This is a genomic window from Robinsoniella peoriensis (assembly GCF_000797495.1).
In the GTDB taxonomy this organism is placed as follows: Bacteria; Bacillota; Clostridia; order Lachnospirales; family Lachnospiraceae; genus Robinsoniella; species Robinsoniella peoriensis.
The window spans coordinates 695,750-720,501 of sequence record NZ_JTGN01000001.1 but is presented as its reverse complement, the minus strand read 5'-3'; the positions used below and the strand labels follow the sequence as shown (position 1 = coordinate 720,501).

Genomic DNA, 24,752 nt, shown 5'->3' with positions numbered 1-24,752 from the left:
AAGATCAATTACGGGAAGATAAAAGCAGCTTGACAGCAGGCGTAATAAGATAAAAGCAGAAGAAAAGAAATCATATGAAGAAATAATCGGCAGCTACATATTTGTGGCTGCCGATTTTGCCGGTTTATGCCGGAATGATTACGCTATGACCAGAAATGATATACCGGTGATGACTGTGGGACTATATGGCGGCTAACAGTTGCAATTGCACTTAAGTTGTATTAAAATGTATCCAACAGGCTTTTTGTAAACGAAAAATATTTTCAGGTGGTCATTCTATGCAGAGGGCAGGAATGATTTTTTGAATACGCTCTGGTGTACCAGAAGGAGAAATTTATGAAAATTGGTAAAATTTCAGAACAGACCCTAAAAAGGTCTGTGTTCAGACAGATAAAAACAAAACGAAGTGAAGTGCTTCAGGGGGCAGGGGTCGGAGAGGACTGTGCGGTGTTAAAGCTTGCCGAAGGGGAAGTGTTTGTATGCTCGATTGATCCGGTTACAGCGGCGGCAAAGAATGCCGCAGCCCTGGCAATACATGTAACTGCCAATGATATCGCAACATCCGGAGCCCAGCCGGTAGCAGTGCTGCTCAGCATTCTGCTTCCTGTTTCCATGGAAGAGCCCGAACTGCGTGCCATGATGCAGGAACTGGAAGATACCTGCGCCTCACTGAATATACAGATTGCAGGAGGGCATACGGAAACGACCACGGCGGTTAATCAGCCGGTCATTACAGTGTCGGGTATCGGGAAAGCATTGGAAAGTAAAGTCCTGGCAACAGGCGGTGTGAAACCGGGGCAGGATCTGGTACTTACCAAGTGGATTGCCCTTGAGGGAACCGCTATTCTTGCAAAAGAAAAAGAAGCGGAACTGAAAAATAGATTCCCAATGGCTATGATTGAAACCGCAAAGAAATTTGACCGGTATATTTCCGTTGTGCCGGAGGCAGCCGCCGCAAGCCGCTTCGGGGTATCTGCCATGCATGATGTGACAGAGGGCGGAATCTTTGGTGCACTCTGGGAGCTGGCTGAAAGTGCAGGTGTAGGACTGGAAGCGGATCTAAAGAAAATACCGGTGAAGCAGGAAAGTATAGAAATATGTGAGTACTTTGGGTTGAATCCTTATGTTCTGATGTCCAGCGGAGCCCTTCTGATTGCAGCAGACGATGGACTAGGACTGATTGCCGAATTGGGAAAATGCAGGATACCGGCATCACTGATCGGAAGAACAACCGATGGCAATGACCGGGTATTGTTTAACGGAGAGGACAGCAGATTTCTGGAACGTCCCCAGCCGGATGAAATATATAAATTGTTGTAGCAGCCTGGCAGCAGGCAGATAGGAGCTAAGATGAGAGAGCAGATATTAACATTTTTAGAGAAAAACAGCCGCATCGATCTGAAGGAACTGGCGGTATTACTAGGTTCGGATGAGATAACGATAGCAAATGAGATTGCAAAAATGGAACATGAGAAGGTAATCTGTGGATATCACACCTTAATTGACTGGGACAAGACATCTACAGAAAAGATTACGGCACTGATTGAAGTTCGGGTAACGCCCCAAAGGGGACAGGGATTCGATTCCATTGCTGAGCGAATTTATAATTATCCGGAAGTACGTTCCGTATATCTGATTTCCGGTGCTTATGACCTGATGGTAATTCTGGAAGGGAAAACGTTAAAAGAGGTATCCGGATTTGTTTCGGATAAACTTTCTACGCTGGATACGGTATTAAGTACAGCGACACATTTTGTTTTGAAGAAATATAAAGATCATGGAACGATATTTGATAAAAAAGTCAAAGATGAAAGGATGCTGGTGACCCCGTGAGAAATCCTATAGCAGATAAGGTGGTTGGAATCCAGCCATCCGGTATACGTAAATTTTTTGATATTGTAAGTGAAATGGATGATGTCATATCACTTGGCGTAGGGGAGCCGGATTTTGATACTCCCTGGCATGTGAGAGATGAGGGAATCTATGCCCTGGAAAAGGGAAGGACTTTTTATACTTCCAATGCAGGACTAAAAGAACTCCGTGTGGAGATATGTAAATATTTGAAACGCAGATGTAATATAGAATATTCTCCGGACAAGGAAACTCTGGTTACCGTTGGTGGAAGTGAGGCGATCGACCTGGCAATGCGTGCCATGCTGAACCCGGGGGATGAAGTTCTTATCCCTCAGCCAAGCTTTGTGTCATATCTGCCCTGTGTTGTACTGGCAGACGGGGTGCCAAAGGTAATCAATCTGAAAGAAGAGAATGAGTTTCGTTTGACGAAACAGGAACTTCTGGATGGAATTACGGAGAAAACCAAGATTCTGGTTCTGCCTTTTCCAAACAATCCAACCGGTGCAGTCATGAGCCGGAAAGACCTGGAAGAAATAGCAGAGGTAATCATTGAAAAAGATTTATATGTACTATCAGATGAAATTTATTCGGAACTGACCTACAACGGAGATCATGTATCTATTGCAAGCCTTCCCGGAATGCGTGAGAGGACCATTACGATTAATGGATTTTCCAAGTCATATGCCATGACAGGATGGCGCTTAGGCTATGTATGTGCGCCGGAGGTGATAACGGCACAGATGACCAAAATTCATCAGTATGCCATAATGTGTGCGCCAACCAACAGCCAATATGCTGCAATTGAGGCTATGAAAAACGGCGATGGTGATGTTGCCGTAATGCGGGAAGCTTATAATGGCAGAAGGCGCTATCTGATGCATGCCTTTAAAGAAATGGGACTGCCCTGTTTTGAACCCTTTGGGGCTTTTTATGTATTCCCGTGCATAAAAGAATTCGGAATGACCTCAGAAGATTTTGCCACAAGGCTGTTAGAAGAGGAAAAAGTAGCTGTAGTTCCGGGATCTGCATTTGGAGACTGCGGCGAAGGGTATCTTCGTATCTCATATGCGTATTCCCTTGAGAATCTGAAGGTAGCACTGAAGCACCTGGAGCGCTTTATTAATAAGCTGCGTGGATAAGGTGTAATCATGTCAGAAAGTGGGAATTCAGATTCATGAAATGAATCTGTAAACACGCGATTAGGACAGAATTCAGAATAAAATACGGAAGATAAGACTGATCAGGAGGATAAGCTTAAAATGGCAAAATTAAATATTGTATTATACGAACCGGAAATCCCTGCAAATACAGGCAATATCGGAAGAACCTGTGTGGCAACAGGAACCAGGCTTCATCTTATTGAGCCACTGGGATTTCGTCTAAATGAAAAAGAAATTAAAAGGGCAGGAATGGATTATTGGAAGGATCTGGATGTAACCACTTACGTTAATTATGAGGATTTCCTAAGTAAAAACCCGGGCGCTAAAATTTATATGGCAAGCACCAAAGCGCCTCAGGTATACACAGAAGCTTCCTATGAGCCGGACTGCTATATTATGTTTGGCAAAGAAAGTGCCGGAATACCGGAAGAAATTCTGCTGGAGAACCAGGAAACAACAGTCAGAATTCCTATGATCGGTGATATCCGCTCCTTAAATCTGGCAAATTCCGTATCCATTGTCCTTTATGAGGCACTGCGTCAGAATCAGTTTGACCATATGCAGCTGGAAGGCCATCTCACAAAATATGATTGGAAATAATAGTAAAAACCGAAAGCGTCTGATATTTGCCGGTCTGTTTGCTGTATTATTTTTAACAGAAGTGTGGATTGCACTATTTGTGCATGATCAATTCATTCGCCCTTATATAGGTGATGTACTCGTTGTGATCGTAGTTTACAGCTTTGTGCGCATATTCTGCCCGGCAGGTATCCACATGCTGCCCCTGTATGTATTTTTATTTGCAGTTTTTGTGGAAGGTTTGCAATATTTTCATCTTGTGGAATTGTTGGGACTGCAGGATAATGCCTTTGCAAAGGTGGTTTTAGGGTCTGTATTTGACTGGAAAGATATTTGGAGTTATGCAGTGGGATGTATGCTGCTTGGATTGTATGAATTTCTAGTGTATCGTAAGCAATTATAAAACATTTAGAGGGTTAAAGCCTATAGTAGATAACATAGCTGGCAGCTTATGTTAAAGCAATCGAAGTTTCTAATAGCAAGTTACGTCTGGCATTCAAAAAAAAATTTAATAAGATTAAAAAAGGAAGACAGCTGTGAGTTCAGGGAGAACCCAAAATCCGGCTGTCTTCTTTTTGTTTGAGATATAATTAAGCTTCCTGATTGGCTGTTTCTTTTGCTTTTGCCAAAGTAAAGGTAAATTCAGTGCCCACGCCTAAGGTGCTGACAACATTGATATTTTCATTATGCGCCTGAATGATCTCTTTTGTAATGGCGAGCCCAAGTCCGGTGCCCTTTTTATCTTTTCCTCTGGAGGGGTCCGTCTTATAGAATCTTTCCCATATTTTCTTGATACTTTCTTTGGGAATGCCTTCTCCGGTGTCTTTTACCGAAACGAATACCTTTTCATGCCTCACCGTAGTTTCAATAAAAATGGAAGAGTCCTGGTGACTGAATTTGATGGCATTGTCGATCAGGTTGTATAGTACCTGCTGGATTTTACCCATGTCTGCATTTACAAACAGATTCTGTGATTCAAAAACAAGCTGTATGGTAATCCGCTTATTGGTACAGGTTCCTTCAAAGGATGCAGCGGTATCTTTTATGATACCGTTAATGTCAAAGTCGGTAAGCTCCAGTAAGGTTCCTTTGTCATCGAAGTTGTTCAAAGTCAGAAGTCCACGGGTGAGCTTGTTCAGCCGTTCCGTTTCCGAAAGTACAATTTTCAGGTACTTGTCCTGCATTTCCGGTGGAATGGTTCCATCCTGGATAGCTTCTACATAGCCTTTGATTGAGGTCAGCGGAGAACGGAAATCATGTGAAATATTGGATATAAATTTTCTCTGATATTCACCCGATTTATTCAGTTCACTTGCCATATAGTTCAGGGAAGCCGCCAGATATCCGATCTCATCGTCAGTCTCCACCGGTAGTGTGTAATTCAGATTGCCGCTGGCATATTCGTTTACCGCCTGGATAATCTTCTTGATGGGGATGTACACCATTGCAGTAAACGCACCCAGTATAATCAGGGATAACAGGAAAATCAGTCCAAAGGTAATGTAGGAGATATTCAGGACTGAATTCTTCTCTGATTCCAGCTGGGACATATTATAATGCATGGAGATATAGCCTTTTACTTTATAGTTGGATGTGACCGGTACTACCACACTTAAAACATCGGTAGAAAAGCTGTTGAAGAAGCTGCCTACCTGATAATAACTGGAAGTCAGCGCCGTAGGGTCAAATCCGTTAATGGTTTTCAAATGTTCCGGATCATAGATTTCTCCGGAATTCAATAAAATCTGTCCCTTAGTGTTAATCAACCAGATCTGGGCGGACTGGTAGGATGCCAGCGCCCGCATATTGGTGTAGATCTCCAGCATGGAAGGTCCGCCACCCGAATAGGATTCTGCGATCTGACCGGAGGCAAGGACATTCAGTTCCTTATACATGGCTTCCGCTTTTGAATTAACCAGGTATTTGTGGGTCAGGAAGGAACTTAAGGTGGAGATCAGTACAAAGCTCAGGATTCCGAATACGAGAAATACGGAAATGAACTTAATGTATAAAGCTTTTTTCATTAAGATTTCACCTCAAATTTGTAACCGATGCCCCAGACGGTGGAAATCGCCCAGTTTGCATGGTCCTTAATTTTTTCACGAAGGCGCTTAATATGTACGTCTACGGTTCGGGTATCGCCGATATATTCATAGCCCCAGATATGATCCAGAAGCTGTTCTCTGGTAAACACCTGATTTGGGGAAGAAGCCAGGAAGTATAATAATTCCAGTTCTTTGGGCGGCATATCAACGGTTTCCCCCATATAGACAACGGAATAATTGGTCTGATTGATCACCAGATCCTGATACTCCACGTATTTTCCGGCTGGCTTTGCAGCTGCAGGTTTCTCCGGCTGGAAGCGGCGGAGTACCGCTTTTACCCGGGCTACCAGTTCTTTGGAATCAAAGGGCTTAATCATATAATCATCTGCACCTAATTCTAAACCTAAAACTTTATCAAAGATTTCTCCTTTTGCGGAAAGCATAATAATTGGAACGGAAGATTTCTGCCTGATTTCACGGCAGACCTGATAGCCATCCATACCCGGAAGCATCAGATCCAGCAGGATCAGGTTTGGTTGAAATTGGTCAAATTCTTTAATAGCCTCTTCCCCGTCATATACCATTTTTGTATCAAAACATTCTTTTGTTAAATACAGAGATATAAGTTCTGCAATGTTAGCATCATCATCTACGATCATGATTTTCTGTCTTGTCACCATAATGACCTCCTTAAATGTGGAATAAATGTAAGTGAATATCCCATTCTACTACTTCTTAAATTCTACGATAGTAACTCCGGAATCACCTTCACCAAATTCACCAAGGCGGTAAGAAGCTACGATTTTTGAACGCTTCAGATAATTGTGCACCGCTTTACGAAGTGCGCCGGTACCTTTACCGTGTACAACGCGTACAGAAGGCATGTGTGCCAGGTAAGCATCATCCAGATATTTGTCCAGTTCGGCAAGGGCTTCGTCAGAGGTCTTGCCAAGCAGGTTGATTTCAATGCCCACAGATGCAGATTTGGACATCTTTATCTTGCCGCTGCTGGATCTGCTCATGTTCGGGGCGGTAATAACCGGTTCATCGATGCGTTCCAGGTCACTTACATTTACCTGGGAGCGCAGAATACCCATTTGTACAAACAGATCACCTTTCGCGTTGGGCAGGGTACTTACGGTTCCCCGCAGATTCAGACTCAGTACTTTTACACTGTCGCCTACGCGAAGTTCTTTCGGCTTGATTGCTTTCACTGCTTTTTTTTCTGTCTTCATAGCCAGATTCTTTTCTACGGAAGACATTTTTTCACGCAGACGGCTGCGTTCCTGTTCCATTTGTTTGGAAGAAATCCCGGCTTTGCCGAATTTGTTGAAATTCTTAATGGTAGTGTCTGCATATTCTTTTGCTTCACGGAGAATCTGGTGGGCCTGTTCATTTGCTTCTCTTAAAATCTTATCTTTGCTGGTATTCAGTTTTACCTGCTTTTCTTCCAGTTTTTCTTTTAAGGTCTGAATTTCCTGCTTATAGCGGTTGATTTCATCCCGTTCCTGTTCAATGGTTACACGGCTGTTTTCCAGATCCGTAATCAGGTCTTCGAAACTCTCATCCTGCTCACTTAAATGTCCTTTTGCTTCCTCAATGATCTCCTGGGGCAGTCCGAGCTTACCGGATATGGCAAAAGCGTTACTTTTGCCGGGAATGCCGATTAAGAGACGATAAGTAGGGCGGAGGGTCTCTACGTTGAATTCGCAGCAGCCGTTTTCCACCCCGGGGGTTGTAAGGGCATATACTTTCAGTTCACTGTAATGAGTCGTGGCCATTGTCCGGATGCCCTGACGGTGCAGATTGCTCAGAATGGCAATTGCAAGAGCGGCGCCTTCCGTAGGGTCAGTTCCTGCCCCTAATTCATCAAACAGTACAAGGGATTTATCTGTTGCATGTTCCAAAATAGAAACGATATTAGTCATATGGGAAGAGAAGGTACTAAGGCTTTGCTCAATACTCTGCTCATCTCCGATATCTGCATATACCTCTTCAAATACCGCCAGTTCCGAGCGGTCAAATGCCGGAATATGCAGGCCTGCCTGTCCCATCAGGGTAAACAGACCTACCGTTTTTAAGGAAACAGTTTTACCACCGGTATTCGGACCGGTAATAATCAGCAGTTCAAATTTCTGGCCAAGCTGGATATCAATTGGCACCACCTTCTTTTTGTCCAGTAACGGATGGCGGCCTTTTTTGATATTAATATATCCCCGTTCATTGAAAATCGGTTCGCTTCCGTTATAAGATTTAGCCAGCAGGGCACGGGCAAAAATAAAATCTAATTTTGTCAGCAATGCCAGGTCGTCTTCCAAAGCCTCCATTTCCTCAGCTGCCTGTGAACTCAACGTAGAAAGGATAACTTCAATTTCTTTTTCTTCCTTTAATTCCAGTTCCCGAATGTCATTGTTCAGCTTCACTACAGCCATAGGTTCCACGAATAAAGTGGAGCCGGTAGAAGACTGGTCATGGATCATACCAGGTACCTGACCCCGGTATTCTGCCTTTACGGGAATGCAGTAACGTCCATTTCTCATAGTAATAACCGCATCCTGTAAATAAGTACGGACTGAGCCATTTACCATAGAAGAAAGCTGGGAATGGATCTTGTCATTCGTCTGCTTCATCTGGCGTCTGATGTGATGCAGGGCAGGGCTGGCATCATCGCTGATCTCCGTTTCTGATGGGATACAGCGTCTGATTTCCGTAGAAAGCGGAGTCAGCGGCTGCAATGCCTCGAACATCTCATCCAGACAGTCCGGTTCGTCATTGTCAGTCTCACCGCGGGAATAGGATTTCACGCGGCTGCAGGTCTCAAGCAGCTTACAGATACGAAGTAATTCTTCCATACTAAGGATACTTCCAATATCAAGGCGCTTTAAAGAACCCCGTATATCCGTTACCCCGGAAAAGGAAACGCTGCCTTTTTGATAAATGCGTAAAAGGGCGTCTCTGGTTTCGTGCTGCATTCTGCCAATTTCTTCTATATCAGAGGAAGGAAGAAGATTCTTACACTGTTCTTTTCCAAGAAGGGAACCTGCAAATTCCGTAAGCTGATCTATGATTTTGTAATACTCTAATGTCTTTAATGCTTTTTGATTCATAAATTCACCTGTTTATCTTTTATTTTATAGTTAGAGCGTGGGGATTGGTGCAGTGGTTTTTCAGACACGCTCTGGTAAGCCTGCTTCTATCATACCCCATAAACGGACAATTGAAAACCTAAATTTTTTTAAAATTCATAGATTGTTCATATGTGTTTGATAGAATTAGGACATTACTGTGGGGATATGTGTTTTACTGTGAGAAGGAGAGTACTTTTATGTCGCAACAAGGAAAAAAGGATTTTACTTTTATCAATGAGCATATTAAGACAAAGCCATTTTATAAGAAGAAATGGTTTCTGAAGACGGGAGCGGCTGTAGGACTTGCAGTTGTGTTTGGCGCTGTAGCCGGATTGACATTTGCAATCATCACACCTTGGGCTAAACAGAAATTTGGTGAGCCCCAGACCCCGACACAGATCGTAATTGCGCAAGAAGAAGAAACGGATAAGCCAGCGGAGAAACCGACCGAAAAACCGACAGAAAAACCAACCGACGCAGCGGTGACGGAAAAAGAGAGCGAGATCATACCGCAGACAGTTATAGAAGAAAAGGCACTGAATCTGTCTGATTATAAGAAACTTTACAGTCAGATGTATTCCGTTGCCAGAGAAGCACAAAGAGCTGTGGTCACAGTGACGGGAAGCAGCAGCAATGTAGACCTGTTCAATGAACCTTCCGAAAATAATGTGGAGGCATCCGGACTGATTGTGGCTGCAAATGGCGCTTATATGTACGTGCTGACAGAGTCTGCCGTAATAGAAAGTGCAGAACGTTTACGGGTAACATTTCCAGATGCGACAACTGTGGATGCGGACTTGCAGAAACAGGATCCCACTACCGATATGGCGCTTGTGAGGCTTCCGATCAGCAAGATTCCGGAAGAAACGAAGAATCTGATCGATACCTCAGCATTAGCGAGTTCCTGCTCGGTTGCGCAGGGAGCTCCTGTAATAGCCATTGGCAGTCCCCTGGGCTATACAGAATCCATTGCTTTTGGAATGGTCACATCCATATTACCAACTTCGGTAGAGGACAGGGAATATAACATGATCAATACCGATATCATTGGAAGCAGCGAAGGCAGTGGTATTCTTGTCAATCTGGACGGTAAAATAGTAGGAGTCATCACCAGGGATTTTTCAAATCAAGCGGAACAGTCCACAGTAACCGGTGTATCGATTTCCGAAATACGGCAGATGATTGAGAATATGACCAATAACGTAGAAATGGCTTATATGGGCATTATCGGAAAAGAAGTTACGGAGAGCATCCAAAAGGAATCCCATATCCCGGAAGGTGTCTATGTAAAAGAAATAGCCGCAGATTCTCCCGCAATGTATGCCGGTATACAAAAAGCAGATATACTGATATCCATTAATGGGGAAAAAATCACGAATATGAAACAGTACAGCGACCAGCTTGGTAAATTAAAGCCGGAGGAGATCGCCCATGTACTGCTGATGCGCCAGGGAATGGATGGAAATTACGCAGAAATTCCCGCTGACGTGACACTTGGAAATGCACAGTAGATTCCTGAGGTTATTTGTGGTATAATCGTGGACGGCGAATATAAATAATATACAGTTTGGAAAGGTAAGAGAAAAAAGATTATGAAATACATTGAAATGCTGCATGAGAGTGAACGTGTAGGAGATATCTATTTATGCAAATATAAACAATCCGCGGTTACTAAAAACGGAAAAACATATGAAAACGTAGTTCTTCAGGACAAAACAGGCACAATCGATGCGAAGATCTGGGATCCTAATTCCCAGGGAATCGATGATTTCGATGCCATGGATTACATAGATGTAGTAGGAGACGTAACCAGCTTCCAGGGAACTCTGCAGTTGAACATAAAACGTGTAAGAAAAGCACAGGTTGGCGAATATGAACCAGCTGATTATCTTCCGGTGAGCTCCAGGGATATTGAAGAAATGTACAAAGAGCTTCTGAGTCTGATTGGACAGATCCAAAACCCATATCTCAAAGAGCTTACAGACAGCTTTTTTGTAGAAAATGAAAGTTTTATCAAAGCATTTAAATTCCATTCGGCTGCGAAATCCGTACATCATGGATTTGTCGGAGGATTATTAGAACATACACTTGGTGTACTGAACCTCTGCGCAGACTATGTACGTCAGTATCCGTTTTTGAATAAAGATCTGCTGTTTACCTCAGCAGTATTCCATGATATCGGAAAAATGCGTGAATTATCTGCATTTCCGGAGAATGATTACACAGATGACGGACAGCTTCTGGGACACATATTCATCGGTGCGGAATTACTGGGCAGCAGTATCCGGAAAATACCAAATTTCCCGGCAAAACTGGCAAGCGAATTAAGACACTGCATCCTTGCACACCATGGAGAACTGGAATACGGTTCCCCGAAAAAACCGGCACTGGCAGAAGCGGTGGCACTTAATCTGGCGGATAATACGGATGCGAAGATGGAGACCATGAAGGAGATTATCATGGGTGCCGGGGATAACTCGGACTGGCTTGGGTACAACCGGTTGTTTGAATCTAATATTCGAAAGACCAGTATTTAATGGAGAGATAGATGTTATTTAAAAGATATGATGCAGCAAAATAGTTAGAAAGTGTATAGCAGGCAGCCCGGTCGGTGCCTGCTATATTTGCAATTGTAATTTACATCAGGCAGATGAAAGGGAAATTATTTTAATGAAAAAGAATGGTCGAGCAGAAGTTATTTCAATGAAGAAGAATGATTTAGTAAAAGTAAAAATAGAAGATATTGGTATGGATGGAGAAGGAATCGGCAAGGTAGACGGATATACGCTGTTTGTCAAAGATGCTGTGATAGGAGATGTGATCGAGGCAAAAATCACGAAAGCCAAGAAAAATTATGGCTACGCAAGAATGCTAACTATTAAAGAGCCGTCCCCATACCGCATAGAAGCAAAATGTCCGGTTGCCAGGCAATGCGGTGGCTGCCAGATTCAGGAAATGTCCTACGAACAACAGCTCAAATTCAAAGAAAATAAAATCCGTAACAATCTGATCCGAATCGGGAAGTTTGAAAATCCACCCATGGAGCCTATCATAGGAATGAAAGAACCGTTTTATTACCGGAACAAAGCCCAGTTCCCCATCGGAACAGATAAAGACGGCAATATTATCGCAGGCTTTTATGCAGGAAGAACCCATAATATTATTCCCAATCGAAAGTGCTTCCTCGGCGTTGACATCAACGAAACCATATTAGATAAAGTCATTGATTATATGACCGAAAACAAAGTTTCTTCTTACGATGAAGCTACCGGAAAAGGGCTGGTGCGCCATGTTCTGATCCGTTATGGTTTTCGGACAAAAGAGATTATGGTCTGCATCATTGTAAATGGGAAGTCTCTGCCAAATCAGGAGGAACTGATCAAAAGCCTCTGCGAACTTGATGGAATGACCAGCATAACCCTGAATGTGAATCAGGAGAAAACAAATGTAATTCTTGGAAGAGAGATTGTAGAATTGTGGGGAAAAGGATATATTGAAGATTATATCGGTGATGTGAAGTATCAGATTTCTCCGCTGTCTTTCTATCAGGTAAATCCGGCACAGACGGAGAAACTTTATGGCACCGCACTTGAATATGCGGGGCTTACCGGGAATGAGACGGTGTGGGATCTTTATTGTGGAATCGGGACCATATCGTTGTTCCTGGCTCAGAGGGCAAAGCAGGTTTATGGGGTGGAAATCGTGCCGGAGGCGATAGAGGACGCCAGGAGGAATGCGAAGTTAAATGGGATTGAGAATGCGGAGTTTTATGTGGGGAAATCAGAAGAGGTACTGCCTAAGAAGCTGGCTGAGGAGAATGTGAAAGCTGATGTGATTGTGGTTGATCCGCCCAGGAAAGGGTGTGAGGAAGCTTTGCTGAAGGCTATCCTGGAGATGGGGGTTTCGAAGGTGGTGTATGTGAGCTGTGATAGTGCTACGCTGGCTAGGGATCTTAGGTATCTCTGTGATGGGGGGTATGAGGTTGAGAGAGTGCGGGGGGTGGATATGTTTGGGAATACTGGGCATGTTGAAACTGTGGCACTTCTCATGCAGAAAGCTTATTCTAAGAGCATTTGCGATACTATTTGATGGAAATTAATAAACTATGATATGTAAATAACTTTTAAAGGAGTAATATCATGATTGGGGAAAATAAAGATATATTAATAGACAAGCTGGGGTTTTCATCAAATACGTTTAACGTTATAAAGAAATATAATATTAGTAATTTAGGTGAATTGATGCAGCTTTCAATAGAAGAGATACTAGGTATAGATTCTATTGATAAATATGTTGCTGTAGAAATATTAGATGTTATAAAAAAATCTATTCTGGGGGAAATAGAAACTGATTTAAACCTGGAAGCAGAAATAAATGATGTTGTCTTAGAAAAGAACGTTAATTTCAATAAACATAACAATACTACTCAGGAGAAGAAAATCAAGGTTCTGCATTATCTGGATGAAACAACAATTTCGGAAGATGTTCATGATACTTTATTTTACGACTCAAATGGTTTTATTATGAACGATATTGACGTGAATGATATGAGGATGTCTGCAAGAGCTACGGGAGCTTTATTAAGAAATAAATATATGACGGCAAAGTCTATAGTGAACACGGATTATAAAGATTTTTTGGAAGTAAAAGGAATGGGGGCTGGCACCAGAGAAGAAATTTTAAATAAACTTAAAGAAATTATCTGTATTCAATATAAGGCGGATGAACATAGTCATCTCATTGATCTGTATTCTAATAGAATTAAAGAAGATATAAAAATAAATTGTCCGGATCTTGATGATGCGATATATAGTAACCAGGTAAAGGTCATTGTATATAAGAATAGGGATTTACTGGAATCCGATATAGAAATGGTATGGGGAAATAGGAATTTATTAAATAAAATATTTTCAGATGTTTCAATTTTTAAGCTGTTTGAAAACTATATTTGCTCTTTGCTTCAGGAAACTGCAATAGTACCAATGGATACATTAAAGAAGATGCTGCCCTTTGGACTATGTTCATCTGATATTTTTATGGAAATAATTGAGAAGCTTAAAGCCCAAGATAAGGTGGATTATACAGATGATGGATTGCAATATCATCTTTTAACAGTTCAGGATTATACGGATCGGATGGAGGAAGGAAATCAAAAAACAGCTTTAATGTGTCGATTAAAGGGTATGACTCTGGAAGAGACCGGCAGCATTATAGGGATAACTAGAGAAAGAGTAAGACAGATTACAAAAAAGGCAATTGAGAATATGCCGAAGCTTAGAGAAGATGACTTTAAATATTGGTTCGAAAATTATGACATTACGAAGGAAGAGTTTAAGAACATATTTAGTTTGTCAGAAGAATCGTTTAACTATCTTAAAGGAACTTATAAAAAAGGTTCTAAGGGGTTAGAAGAATTACTAAATGATGAGCATATTTCAGGTACAATTGCACAAAAGGCAGTAAAAGAAATGTATAAATACTGTGTAGTAATCGGTGGAGAATATATCCCAATAAAAAGAGAAGCTATAATAAGGAAGTTACTTGAAATAAATTATAGTGATCAGGAGTGTACTATTTCAGAATATTATCAGCTATATATGGATTTTCTGAAAATGAATGGATTAGAGAATGTTGAGCGGCTGTTATATCCCACAGAAAGAGCCTTTGAGGCAAGGATGGATGATCAATGCTATGTTCTTAGCAAATACGGACACCGGATTAGATATTATAATATGCAGGAATATGATCTTGACAGGTTGTTTGCAGAATTAGGTTTTGATTCATTTCAAAACATGGAGATTTCTACACTGAAAATGTTTAATGTTTATCCTGAATTAATGGAAGAATTCAATATTATGGATGAGTATGAATTACATAATATTATAAAGAAAAATATTGATAAATTGCCGATAAACTTATCATTAGGAAGGATGCCATTTATTTCCATTGGAGAATCAGACAGAGAACAGCAGACCGTAGAATTTTTATACAGAGTTGCACCGATTGAGTTTTATGCTTTTGGTAAGGCATATGAGGAAGAATTTGGTGTGAAAAGCGAAACAGCATTGGCTAACTTTACACCTTTTATCAATAAATATTACAATAACGGTATGTTTTCTGTGGACTATAAGATCATGTCAGATGCTGAATATAAAATTATGGGGAATAAACTTATAAAAGACTTTTATTTTATCGAAGATATTGAAAATATCTACATGGAAACATTCCCAAAAGGAGATAAGGAAAAAGTAAATCCATATACACTAAAAACTATGGGATTTCAGGTGTATATTGATTATGTTATAAAAAATACTTATCCGAATGGAGAGGAGTATTTTAAAGCACTTTTACTTAAGGATGAGATTACGGATCTTGACATGTTTGACAGACGTATTAAGTATAATCAAAATTTTGCAGGTGTTCTGGAGGGCATGCGCATTAATTGTGATATTTTGGAATTTGTAAAAAATAAGTATTTGACTTATGGAAGTTTTAGTGAAAAGGCACCGGATATATCGCAAGAAGATTTAAAACAATATGCATTTGATGCGGCACAATATGATAACGAAGAGTTTTTTTCAATAAAATCTATCAGAAAAAACGGATTTACAAGTAAATTGGATAAGCTTGGTTATGACGATTGGTTTTATGGAGCCTTATTGCGCGGTAATAAGGAGATTCGTTATAGTAAAGTAGGCGGTGGTTTCCTTTTTAGTCACATAGGAAGGCAGTTTACGCGTGCTGATTTCTTTTTGTTTATCATGAAAAAGTTGAAGAAAATAGACATTATGGAGTTTATTGAATTTATACAGGAGGAATATGGATTAAACTTTGACAGATATGATATCACTCCGATTATAGGTCAATCAAGTATGTACTATGATTCTAAGCGGGAAAAGATTTATATGAACAAAGAAGTATACTATGATGATATTTAGTATGAAAGTTTTACTTTTACAAAGGTATTCACTTTTCCGGCAGGATGCGCATCGTTTTGCACAGCTATTTTCCGTATTTCCCACCCCATAAAACTCCTCCATGTATAAATTGACAACACATTTCAATAAATGCTATAATTACCCCAAATACATAAATTTCCATTCTACATTAATTAGAAAAAAGGGGAAGTAAATTATGAGAAAGAAAAAATTACTGGCATTTGCAATGATTTTAATCGTGATGTTCAATTTAGTGTCCTGCGGAAATACCAGTGCCGGAGGCAAAACAGATCAGGTGAATACAGATCAAACGGGTCAGGAGAATGCAGTTCAGAAGAAAGCAGGTGCATTCCCAGGCACCACGGATGAAGATACCGTCGTGTTAGACATTACCACAGAACCTGTTGAGATGAACTCCATCCTTGTGTGTGATGCGGTTGCCATGAGTATATTGTCACACTGCATGTCTGGTATTGCCAGACTGGATAAAAATGACGAGCCGGTGGCTGACTTGGCAGAAAAGTGGGACATCAGTGCAGATAATACGAAATATGTTATTTACTTAAAGCAGAATGCAAAGTGGTCCAATGGTGAACCGGTTACCGCAAAGGATTTTTATTTTGCATGGGTAACCCAGATGAAGCCGGATACAGGTGCATTCATGGCTTCGTTTTTATATGAGAATATTAAAAACGGAGAAGCTTTTTATAATGGGCAGGCAGATGAATCGGAACTGGGAATTAAGGTGAGAGATGATTATACATTGGAGATTGAATGGTCACATCCTATGACGGATGGCCTGTTCCTTTTAGCACTGCCCATGTATTTTCCGATGAATCAAAAGGCTTATGAAGAAATTGGTGCTGCGGAATATGGAAAAGATGCGGATAAGATGGTTACGAACGGGGCGTACAGGCTGACGGAATGGACCCATGATGACCATATGATGCTGGAAAAGTGGGATGATTATTACAATGCTTCTGATATCAGGATTCCTAAGGTCAAGCTGGCTATGATCGGCGATACGAATACCCGGCTGAATGCTTTTACAACCGGAGAAATTGATCTGTGCAATATTTACAGTGAGCAGATTGCACAGGTGAAAGATAAAGATGAAAAAGCAATTCATACCTATATTGACGGGGGAACGTGGTATCTCGGATTTAATATGGAGAATGAGTATCTGGCTAATGAAAATATTCGGAAAGCGCTGGCTTATTCCATTGATACACAGAGTCTTCTTGATAATGTGATTGCAGACGGGTCTGTTGCAGCAGATGGTCTCGTGCCGGAGATGATTGCAGGTGCCGGAGAGAAAAGCTATGCCAGTGCACGTGGCAGCCTGTTCGCATATGATTTGGAAAATGCAAAAAAATATATGGAACTTGCTCTGGAGGAATTGAAAATAGCAGCCGCAGATATAAAGCTGACACTGGATGTTGTGGATACGTCTTACAGCCAGAATCAGGCGGCATATATCCAGCAGCAGTGGAAGACAAATCTTGGTATTGATGTGACGATTAATGCCCAGGCATGGAAAGCACTTCAGGAAGCCAAAGAAAATGGAGATTTTAATATAAGCATTGAGGCAAACGGACCGACTGAGAATACTGCAATAACATTTTTGGAATACTTCGCCAGTGATAATGTCAATAACATGGGGAAATACTCCAATCCTGAGTATGACAGGCTTTTGGCAGATGCAGATGAGCAAGGTGATGCAGGCAAAAAACAGGAACTGATGATTCAGGCAGAGAAGTTATTGTTAGATGATATGGCGATGGGGCCGCTGTATTTTACCTGTACTACATATGCAGTGTCAGACAAAGTGGAGGGTCTGGTACGTACGCCGTTCCAGTATTTCAACGTGTGTGACGGTGCGTCTATTAATGCCCGGTAAGGCAGAGAGCAGAGGTGAAAATTTTGCGCTTTCAAGCTCAATATGTGGTAAAAAGGATCATATATGCTTTTTTTACAGTACTGGTATTGACAACCATAACATTTTTATTAATGCATATGCTTCCCGGGAATCCGTTCTCGGGAAATAAAGCAATCAGACCGGCTATCCAGGCCGCCCTTACGGCAAAGTACGGGCTGGACAAGCCGGTCTTTGAACAATATTTTATTTATATTGGGAATGTATGCAGGGGAGACCTTGGAAGTTCTCTTGTAAGCGGCAGACAGGTCACCGATATTATCGGCGGTGCATTTCCGGTGTCCCTGGAACTTGGAATCCGTTCCCTGATCTTTGCGGTTCTGATTGGCTTATTACTGGGGATCATGGCAGCGGTTAAACGAGGGAAAGCCTGGGATACCGGAATTATGATCATAGCATTACTGGGTGTGTCGGTCCCTTCTTTTATTTTGGGAGCTCTACTGCAGTATTTTCTTGGGGTTAAGCTGTATCAGATTACCGGTATGCATGTATTCGACATCATTGGGTGGAAAGGAGAAAGCAGTAAGTTACTGCCCTCTTTTTCGCTGGCATTTGGTACGATTGCAATTATCAGCCGGCTTATGCGTTCCAGTATGCTGGAAGTACTGGAAAAGGATTATATTACGACAGCAAGAATGAAAGGGCTTAGTAAAAAGCAAATTATTTTCAGCCATTGCCTCCGAAATGCTGTTATGCCTGTAATAACAGTACTTGGTCCCATGACCGCGGTATTGCTTACTGGAACTTTTGCGGTTGAAAATGTTTTTGCAATACCGGGACTTGGAAAGTATTTTGTCGATTCTGTTCGGGCAAATGATTATCCGGTTATTGTGGGTACAACTTTATTTTTTGGTATTTTCCTGGTACTTTGTAATTTGGTTGTAGATGTCATTCATAGTCTCGTAGATCCGAGAATCAGGCTGGGAGGTGTTGAAATTGAAGGATGAAAATGGCAGGATACCGGCTGAGTATTTTGAGCGGGTAGCGAAGAATGAACCGAAGCAGAAAGAGAATGCCATACATACTGTACCAAGCTATGGTAAGGAAACATTTCAGCTTTTCCTGAGCAGCCCGTCAACTGGTTTTTTTCTGATTCTCCTTCTGGCAATGATCCTGGGAGCGGTACTGATTCCTTTTCTGAGTCCGTTTGATTATGCGGCACAGAATGTCGCTTTTGCGAATCAGTCATTTTTCAGCAGAGATCCGGTCAATGGATTGATTCATATATTTGGTACAGACCATTTAGGACGTGATATATTCGTAAGGCTCTGGTATGGTGCAAGAATTTCGCTGACTGTGGCAGGTGCCGTGGCATTGATTGACTGTGTTGTGGGGGTTACATACGGCAGTATCTCGGGATATATGGGAGGAGCAGCTGACAATATAATGATGCGTCTTCTGGAGGTAGTCAGCGGTATACCTTATATGGTAATTGTCCTGCTTTTGATGGCAGTTCTGCCAAGAGGAATCGGTTCCTTGATTATTGCGTATTCCCTTGTTGGATGGACAGGTATGGCTAGACTTGTAAGAGGTCAGGTGTTATCGCTGAAAAATCAGGAATTTGTGGTGGCAGCAAAAATAATGGGAGCCAGTGCAGGACGGATTATTTTTATACATCTGCTCCCAAATATGTTTGGAATTATTATTGTTAATGCTACTCTGGATATACCTGGGATTATTTTTACCGAAGCGTTTTTATCTATGCTCGGAATGGGAGTTGCGCCGCCTTATCCCTCTCTGGGGGTCATGGCAAATGAAGGCATCGGTGTGTTTCAGACATATCCGATGCAGTTAGCAGTGCCTGGAATATACATCTGTCTGCTTATGCTGGCGTTCAATCTTCTGGGTGACAGATTACAGGATATTCTGGATCCTAAGATAAGGAGACATATTACACATGGACGAAGTGCTGAAAATAAAAGAGCTGAGAGTGTCATTTAAACAGCGTTATGGGAATCTGGATGCTGTACGGGGGGTATCTTTGTCGGTTAGAAAAGGAGAAATTCTGGCGCTGGTAGGAGAAAGCGGATGTGGAAAGAGTGTGACAGCAAAATCTGTTTTAAAACTCAATGATGTATCAGGGGGGGATATGACAGCAGAAGAGCTCTGGCTTGGTGGAAGAGATATTCTTGCTGCTTCTGAGAGAGAGATGCTTGAAATACGAGGGAAGCTGGCAGGCATGATTTTTCAGGATCCGCTTACATATCTGAATCCAACCATGAAGGTTGGAAAACAGGTGACAGAAACTCTGCGCAGACATGGAAAAAAAACGTCTGCTGAGTGTAAGTCAGAAGCGGTTCGGCTGCTGGAAATGGTACAGATACCGGAAGCATCCCTGCGTGCAGAGCAGTATCCACATCAGTATTCAGGAGGAATGCGTCAGAGAGCCATGATTGCCATGGCTTTGGCATGCAGTCCGGTATTGCTGATTGCAGATGAACCAACAACGGCACTTGATCCCACCATTCAAATGCAGATTCTGGCTCTACTGAAAAAAATGCAGACAGAGCTGCATACGTCTGTATTAATGATAACCCATGATCTGAGCGTCGTAGCAAATGTTGCGGATAAAGTTGCGGTTATGTATGCAGGTAAAATTGTGGAGGAAAGTGATGTTGGAAGGTTGTTTGAAAAACCGGCACATCCCTATACACGCGGCCTAATTGAGAGTTTGCCAAACCTGGAAAAGGATAAGGAACTCCGTGCAATTAATGGAGCCCCGCCGGATCTTGACAAGCTGCCGCAAGGGTGTTCCTTTGCGCCGCGCTGTGAAGCTTGTATGAAGATTTGTCATCTGGCGGATCCGCCTGAAATTGAAATAGAGGATGGACACAGGACATCTTGCTGGCTTTATCACCGGGATAACCCAGAAGGAGGATATTCATAATGGAACCATTACTTCAGTTAGAACATGTCTCCAAGGGCTTTACGATAAATGACAAACGAAGAGTTCAGGCGCTGCAGGATGTGAATCTGAAGATTAATAAAGGGGAAACACTGGGTATTGTTGGAGAATCAGGCTGTGGTAAATCTACACTTGCCAGAGTCATAATGGGTGTTTATCCAAAGGTAGAAGGAAACCTGTACTTCCATGGAGCAAAACTTGATTTAAAGCGGAGAAAACACCGGCTTGCATTTGCAAACAAAGTTCAGATGGTCTTTCAGGATCCATATTCGTCCCTGAATCCCCGGATGACGGTGGGAGATATTGTTGCTGAAAACCTGGTCATTCAGAACAGATTAACGAAAAAAGAGAGAGAAACCAGGGTCTTTGAACTTCTGGAATCAGTGGGGCTGCAGACAGCTCATGCCGGACGCTTCCCCAATGAATTTTCCGGCGGACAGAGACAGCGTATCGGAATTGCACGTGCATTGGCATTGGAGCCTGAGCTGCTGATATGCGATGAACCGATTGCCGCATTAGATGTGTCTATTCAGAGCCAGATTATGAATCTGCTGAAACGTTTGGGCAAAGAGATCGGATTAACTTATGTTTTTATTGCTCATGATATGAATATGGTACATTATATATCTGACCGCGTGGCTGTTATGTATCTGGGACACATAATGGAGATTGGAAGAACAAAAGAAATATATAGAACCCCGCAGCATCCTTATACCAGACTTTTGCTGGAGTCGGTATTGACAGTAGATTCACGGGAGCAGATCATAAGCGGCAAGCGCACGGAGGCAGATGATATGTCTTTAGCTGCCGGGTCAATCAAAGGGTGTCCCTTTGCAGGGCGCTGTAAGCGGGCAAAGGAACGTTGTATGAATGAAAAACCTGCATTAAAGGAGATTTCCGGCGGCCATCTGGCTGCTTGTCACTATACAGAACAAAATCAATAAAAGAGGCCAATTGAATGACAGAATATTTAAATCACGGCATGAGAAAGATCATGTCCCGAATTTTGGAAATTCGTTATACGGATTTGGAAGAAGAAAAGAGGCTGTGCCAGGAACTTCTGGACTGGTCAGAAAAATGTAATGATTCCTATGGTAAAGCATTTGCACTGACATACCTGGGGGATTACTATATTGCGGTTTATGATGAAGAGAATGCAGGAAAGTGCCTGCAGGGAGCGCAAAGTCTGATCCTGGAAAATCATAACTGGGACGATCTTCATCTGCGGGTATATAGTCTGTTCGGGATCTATCATGATATGCGTGGTGATGAAGAAAACTCCATAGAATATTACCTGAAAGCAATTACAGTGGCAGAGCGGCTGAATGATGCGGCAGGAGAATGTGTGGTATTGAACAACCTGGCATTTGCATTTCAGCGTCATCGATGTTATGAACAGGCACTGAATTATTATTTGAAAGCATATCGGCTGCAGTCAGTATTAGAGGAAAGCCCGGTCTTTCTCTCAATACTGGGCAATCTGTCTGAGGTGTTTTTACTTATGAATCAATATGCGGATGCCAGAAAATTTATTGAAGAGTATGATCAGACAGGATCGGATTCCCGGCAGAAGAAGGTACTGGGATATAAGAATTGGTGCCTCTACTATGCTGCGGTAGGTGAAAATGAAAAAGCATTTGAATATGCAGACCTTTTACTCCGGAGCCAGGAAGTTATAAATGAAGACATGCTGTCGGCATTCGAGACTTATCACACCCTGACACAAAAAATGATGGATTTGAATAATGCCCATTATGCAAAACATTTTCTAAAGGCTATGCAGGTTAACTGCGTTGAAGCTGGAGTGGATCAGATGCAGGCTCTTGAGGAAACAACGATCCGCTATGAGTTTTTGTTCGAGCCGGTTTCAAAACACACAGAGGTATATCACAGGTTTTATGAGAAAAATGAGGGATTTCGGGCGAAGGTAAATAATGTGATTGTAAATGCTATGAAATCAAAGATTCATCTGGACCAATTGGTACAGCAGAAGGAAATTATGCAGTCGGAACAGGAAACCTTAGAGCGGGAAGTGAATGTGGATGAATTAACGGGTGTATATAGCCGCAGGTATTTAGAATCCTTGATGCGGGACCGAACCAGTGAAAATGCCCGGCAAAACATGGGGATTATTATTCTGGACGTAGATTATTTTAAAGAATATAATGATTATTACGGACATTTAAAAGGAGATCTCGTTCTCCAGGATATTGCCCGCTGCCTTATAGAAAACAGACAAACCGGAATTTCTTCATGCCGCTATGGGGGAGATGAATTTGTATGTGTTTGTGAAGGATTAGCGGTGGAGGAGATAGAAAATTTTATTAAATGTGTCAGGGACAGCCTGCATTCTAAGGCTCTGCCACATGAAAAGTCTCCCTGCAGCAATGAAGTGACCCTTTCTATTGGTTTTGCGGCAGGTGAAGACAAAGCGCAGGTAGAAATGCATTTATTGTTTCAGCTTGCAGACCAGGCGCTCTATCAGAGTAAGCGCTCCGGCCGCAACACATATTCCAGAAAAAGAGTAGATTTATTATGAGCAGAAAAAAGAAATTAGATTCTTATGAAACGAAATTGATGGAGAGAATTCTGGAGGTTCGATTTACGGATCTGGAAGAAGAACGGCAGCTTTGTAAAAGGTTACTGGATGTGTCAGAAGCGGAGCAGTACACCTATGGCTGTGCGTTTGCAAATGTATATTTAGTGGACTGCCACCTGGCATTGGGAGAGTATTCCAGCTGTGGTTTTTTTCTCCTGCGGGCAAGTACATTATGCAAAGATTATGGTTTTGATGACTTGATGCTGGTGCTGTGTAACTGCGCCGGGCTCTATTATCAGAAGCTGAATGATGACCAGACGGCGCTGTCTTACTTTTTAGACGGTAAGAAACTGGCAGAAAAGCTGGGAGATATCAGTATGGCAGGAAAGCTGTATAATAATATCGGATATTCCTTTGCCTGCAGAGAAGACTGGGAAACAGCCAGGACATATTTTGAATTGGCATATACGAACATTGAGCACAATCTGGAGGAGGAGAATATTGGGGCTGCGGTCTGTTATCTGACTAATTTAGCGGAAGTATGCGGACATCTGGGAGATGCTGACGGTGCCAGACAGGCTCTTGTAAAATGTGAAAAACTGTGTGATGACAGTGTGTATAGCCGTATCCGGTTAGGGTGCAGCTGGTGTGCTTACTATGCTATGACAGGAGACCGGGAGAAATGTGCTGAGAAAGCTGACAGATTAATGGGAGACGACTTACTGAATGTGGAAGACCAGTTTTTTGTCTGTGATATGGCAGAAGGTATGTGTGCAAACATGCTGGAAATTGGTGACAGGGAACGCTGTAAGAAATTGCTGGATATTATACAGAAATTCGAATATGATGTATCGCTGTCATTATTGTATCGCATTCAGATCCTTAAAATAAAATATTACCAGCAGTACCAGGAAGAAGATGAGCTGGGACAGGCATATCAGGATTATTATATAATTGTCAGGAAGATTACAGCGATTGAAGATGAGATGCGTTCACAAAGTATGCTTTCAAGGATTCAGATCCATCAGGCAGCGATGGAGCATGAACATATGATTCAGCAAAGAAAGGCGCTGGAAAATGCCAGTCAGCTTGATGAACTAACCGGATTGTATAACCGGAGGTCGTTTAATAAACTGGTAACTAAGATGACACACAGAGAGAATCTGAAGACCCTGGGTTATATCATGCTGGATGTGGATTATTTTAAACAGTATAATGACTACTATGGTCATTTCCAGGGAGATGTGGTTTTACGTAAAGTAGCCCAGATTTTGTCCCATAATGTTATGGAAGGAATCTATATCAGCCGTTACGGAGGAGATGAATTCGTCTGTCTGTGTGTAAATATGGATGATCAGGAAGTAAAAGCGTATATTGAACAGGTAACTGAAGGGCTAAAACAGGAGAAGATTCATCATGAGAAACATCCGGGTTCTGATATCCTGACGGTATCGATCGGATACTGTAATGAGACTTTCTGCGACGGAATAGATCCTGATGAACTGCTGAATCTGGCGGATCAGGCACTATATACAGTGAAAGCCCATGGAAGAAATGGCTGTGCCGGAAAGAAATACCAACTTGATAAGAATGATTAATGATAAGGCAGGAAAGTTAAGAAGAAATTAATCTGGCATCAACTTTAACCAGCCTGCATATAATGGCAGG

The 24,752-nt window shown here is 41.9% G+C and carries 19 protein-coding genes; 16 read left to right on the top strand and 3 right to left on the bottom strand.

The window, feature by feature from the left end; translation table 11 throughout:
* Nucleotides 1-336 precede the first annotated feature (336 nt).
* The 5 genes from QR40_RS03025 (at nucleotide 337) to QR40_RS03005 (ending at nucleotide 3,996) form a co-directional block, all read left to right on the top strand.
* Complete coding sequence (locus QR40_RS03025) at nucleotides 337-1,320, top strand: AIR synthase family protein (protein WP_027293276.1); 984 nt, start codon at nucleotides 337-339, stop codon at nucleotides 1,318-1,320.
* 30 nt (nucleotides 1,321-1,350) lie between these two features.
* Complete coding sequence (locus QR40_RS03020; RefSeq protein WP_027293277.1) at nucleotides 1,351-1,833, top strand: Lrp/AsnC family transcriptional regulator; 483 nt, start codon at nucleotides 1,351-1,353, stop codon at nucleotides 1,831-1,833.
* Nucleotides 1,830-2,993, top strand: a complete 1,164-nt coding sequence (locus tag QR40_RS03015) for an aminotransferase class I/II-fold pyridoxal phosphate-dependent enzyme (protein ID WP_044293228.1) — start codon at nucleotides 1,830-1,832, stop codon at nucleotides 2,991-2,993. The genes QR40_RS03020 and QR40_RS03015 overlap by 4 nt, the downstream gene beginning before the upstream one ends.
* A 120-nt stretch (nucleotides 2,994-3,113) precedes the next feature.
* The gene (locus QR40_RS03010; protein ID WP_027293279.1) at nucleotides 3,114-3,614 is read left to right on the top strand and encodes a tRNA (cytidine(34)-2'-O)-methyltransferase; all 501 of its coding nucleotides are present in this window, start codon (nucleotides 3,114-3,116) and stop codon (nucleotides 3,612-3,614) included.
* Nucleotides 3,601-3,996: a ribosomal maturation YjgA family protein gene (locus QR40_RS03005; protein ID WP_044293227.1), complete on the top strand. Its 396-nt coding sequence runs from the start codon at nucleotides 3,601-3,603 to the stop codon at nucleotides 3,994-3,996. Before QR40_RS03010 ends, QR40_RS03005 begins: the two co-directional genes overlap by 14 nt.
* 187 nt (nucleotides 3,997-4,183) lie before the next feature.
* On the opposite strand, the gene QR40_RS03000 is transcribed toward QR40_RS03005, so the two are convergent.
* The 3 genes from QR40_RS03000 to QR40_RS02990 are packed head-to-tail and all read right to left on the bottom strand — an operon-like array spanning nucleotide 4,184 to nucleotide 8,745.
* The gene (locus tag QR40_RS03000) at nucleotides 4,184-5,617 is read right to left on the bottom strand and encodes an ATP-binding protein (RefSeq protein WP_027293281.1); all 1,434 of its coding nucleotides are present in this window, start codon (nucleotides 5,615-5,617) and stop codon (nucleotides 4,184-4,186) included.
* Nucleotides 5,617-6,318, bottom strand: coding sequence for a response regulator transcription factor (locus QR40_RS02995; RefSeq protein WP_027293282.1), 702 nt, complete (start codon nucleotides 6,316-6,318; stop codon nucleotides 5,617-5,619). Before QR40_RS02995 ends, QR40_RS03000 begins: the two co-directional genes overlap by 1 nt.
* A 48-nt stretch (nucleotides 6,319-6,366) precedes the next feature.
* Nucleotides 6,367-8,745, bottom strand: a complete 2,379-nt coding sequence (locus tag QR40_RS02990; protein ID WP_044293226.1) for an endonuclease MutS2 — start codon at nucleotides 8,743-8,745, stop codon at nucleotides 6,367-6,369.
* Nucleotides 8,746-8,963: 218 nt separating this feature from the next.
* Here QR40_RS02990 and QR40_RS02985 point away from each other — a divergent pair, with 218 nt between their 5' ends.
* The 11 genes from QR40_RS02985 (at nucleotide 8,964) to QR40_RS02935 (ending at nucleotide 24,682) form a co-directional block, all read left to right on the top strand.
* Nucleotides 8,964-10,277, top strand: coding sequence for a S1C family serine protease (locus QR40_RS02985; protein ID WP_044289250.1), 1,314 nt, complete (start codon nucleotides 8,964-8,966; stop codon nucleotides 10,275-10,277).
* Nucleotides 10,278-10,358: 81 nt separating this feature from the next.
* Nucleotides 10,359-11,303: a 3'-5' exoribonuclease YhaM family protein gene (locus tag QR40_RS02980; RefSeq protein ID WP_044293225.1), complete on the top strand. Its 945-nt coding sequence runs from the start codon at nucleotides 10,359-10,361 to the stop codon at nucleotides 11,301-11,303.
* A 166-nt stretch (nucleotides 11,304-11,469) separates the two neighbouring features.
* Nucleotides 11,470-12,855, top strand: coding sequence for a 23S rRNA (uracil(1939)-C(5))-methyltransferase RlmD (gene rlmD, locus QR40_RS02975; protein WP_044293512.1), 1,386 nt, complete (start codon nucleotides 11,470-11,472; stop codon nucleotides 12,853-12,855).
* A gap of 50 nt (nucleotides 12,856-12,905) precedes the next feature.
* On the top strand, nucleotides 12,906-15,704 hold the full coding sequence (locus QR40_RS02970; RefSeq protein WP_044293224.1) for a DNA-directed RNA polymerase subunit alpha C-terminal domain-containing protein: 2,799 nt from the start codon (nucleotides 12,906-12,908) through the stop codon (nucleotides 15,702-15,704).
* Nucleotides 15,705-15,900: 196 nt separating this feature from the next.
* A complete protein-coding gene (locus tag QR40_RS02965) occupies nucleotides 15,901-17,604 on the top strand; it encodes a peptide ABC transporter substrate-binding protein (RefSeq protein WP_044293223.1) in 1,704 nt (567 codons plus the stop codon).
* A gap of 44 nt (nucleotides 17,605-17,648) precedes the next feature.
* Nucleotides 17,649-18,587 carry an ABC transporter permease gene (locus QR40_RS02960; protein WP_242849069.1) on the top strand — a complete coding sequence of 313 codons (939 nt, stop codon included), beginning with the start codon at nucleotides 17,649-17,651 and terminating at the stop codon, nucleotides 18,585-18,587.
* Nucleotides 18,577-19,581 (top strand): ABC transporter permease, encoded by a 1,005-nt coding sequence (locus QR40_RS02955; RefSeq protein ID WP_044293221.1) that lies wholly within the window; start codon nucleotides 18,577-18,579, stop codon nucleotides 19,579-19,581. The genes QR40_RS02960 and QR40_RS02955 overlap by 11 nt, the downstream gene beginning before the upstream one ends.
* A complete protein-coding gene (locus QR40_RS02950; RefSeq protein ID WP_044293219.1) occupies nucleotides 19,538-20,527 on the top strand; it encodes an ABC transporter ATP-binding protein in 990 nt (329 codons plus the stop codon). Before QR40_RS02955 ends, QR40_RS02950 begins: the two co-directional genes overlap by 44 nt.
* Entirely contained in the window at nucleotides 20,527-21,489 is a 963-nt protein-coding gene (locus QR40_RS02945; protein ID WP_044293217.1) for an ABC transporter ATP-binding protein, read from the top strand. Before QR40_RS02950 ends, QR40_RS02945 begins: the two co-directional genes overlap by 1 nt.
* A 14-nt stretch (nucleotides 21,490-21,503) precedes the next feature.
* Nucleotides 21,504-23,084 carry a GGDEF domain-containing protein gene (locus tag QR40_RS02940; RefSeq protein WP_044293215.1) on the top strand — a complete coding sequence of 527 codons (1,581 nt, stop codon included), beginning with the start codon at nucleotides 21,504-21,506 and terminating at the stop codon, nucleotides 23,082-23,084.
* Nucleotides 23,081-24,682 carry a tetratricopeptide repeat-containing diguanylate cyclase gene (locus QR40_RS02935; RefSeq protein ID WP_044293213.1) on the top strand — a complete coding sequence of 534 codons (1,602 nt, stop codon included), beginning with the start codon at nucleotides 23,081-23,083 and terminating at the stop codon, nucleotides 24,680-24,682. The genes QR40_RS02940 and QR40_RS02935 overlap by 4 nt, the downstream gene beginning before the upstream one ends.
* Nucleotides 24,683-24,752: the final 70 nt, after the last annotated feature.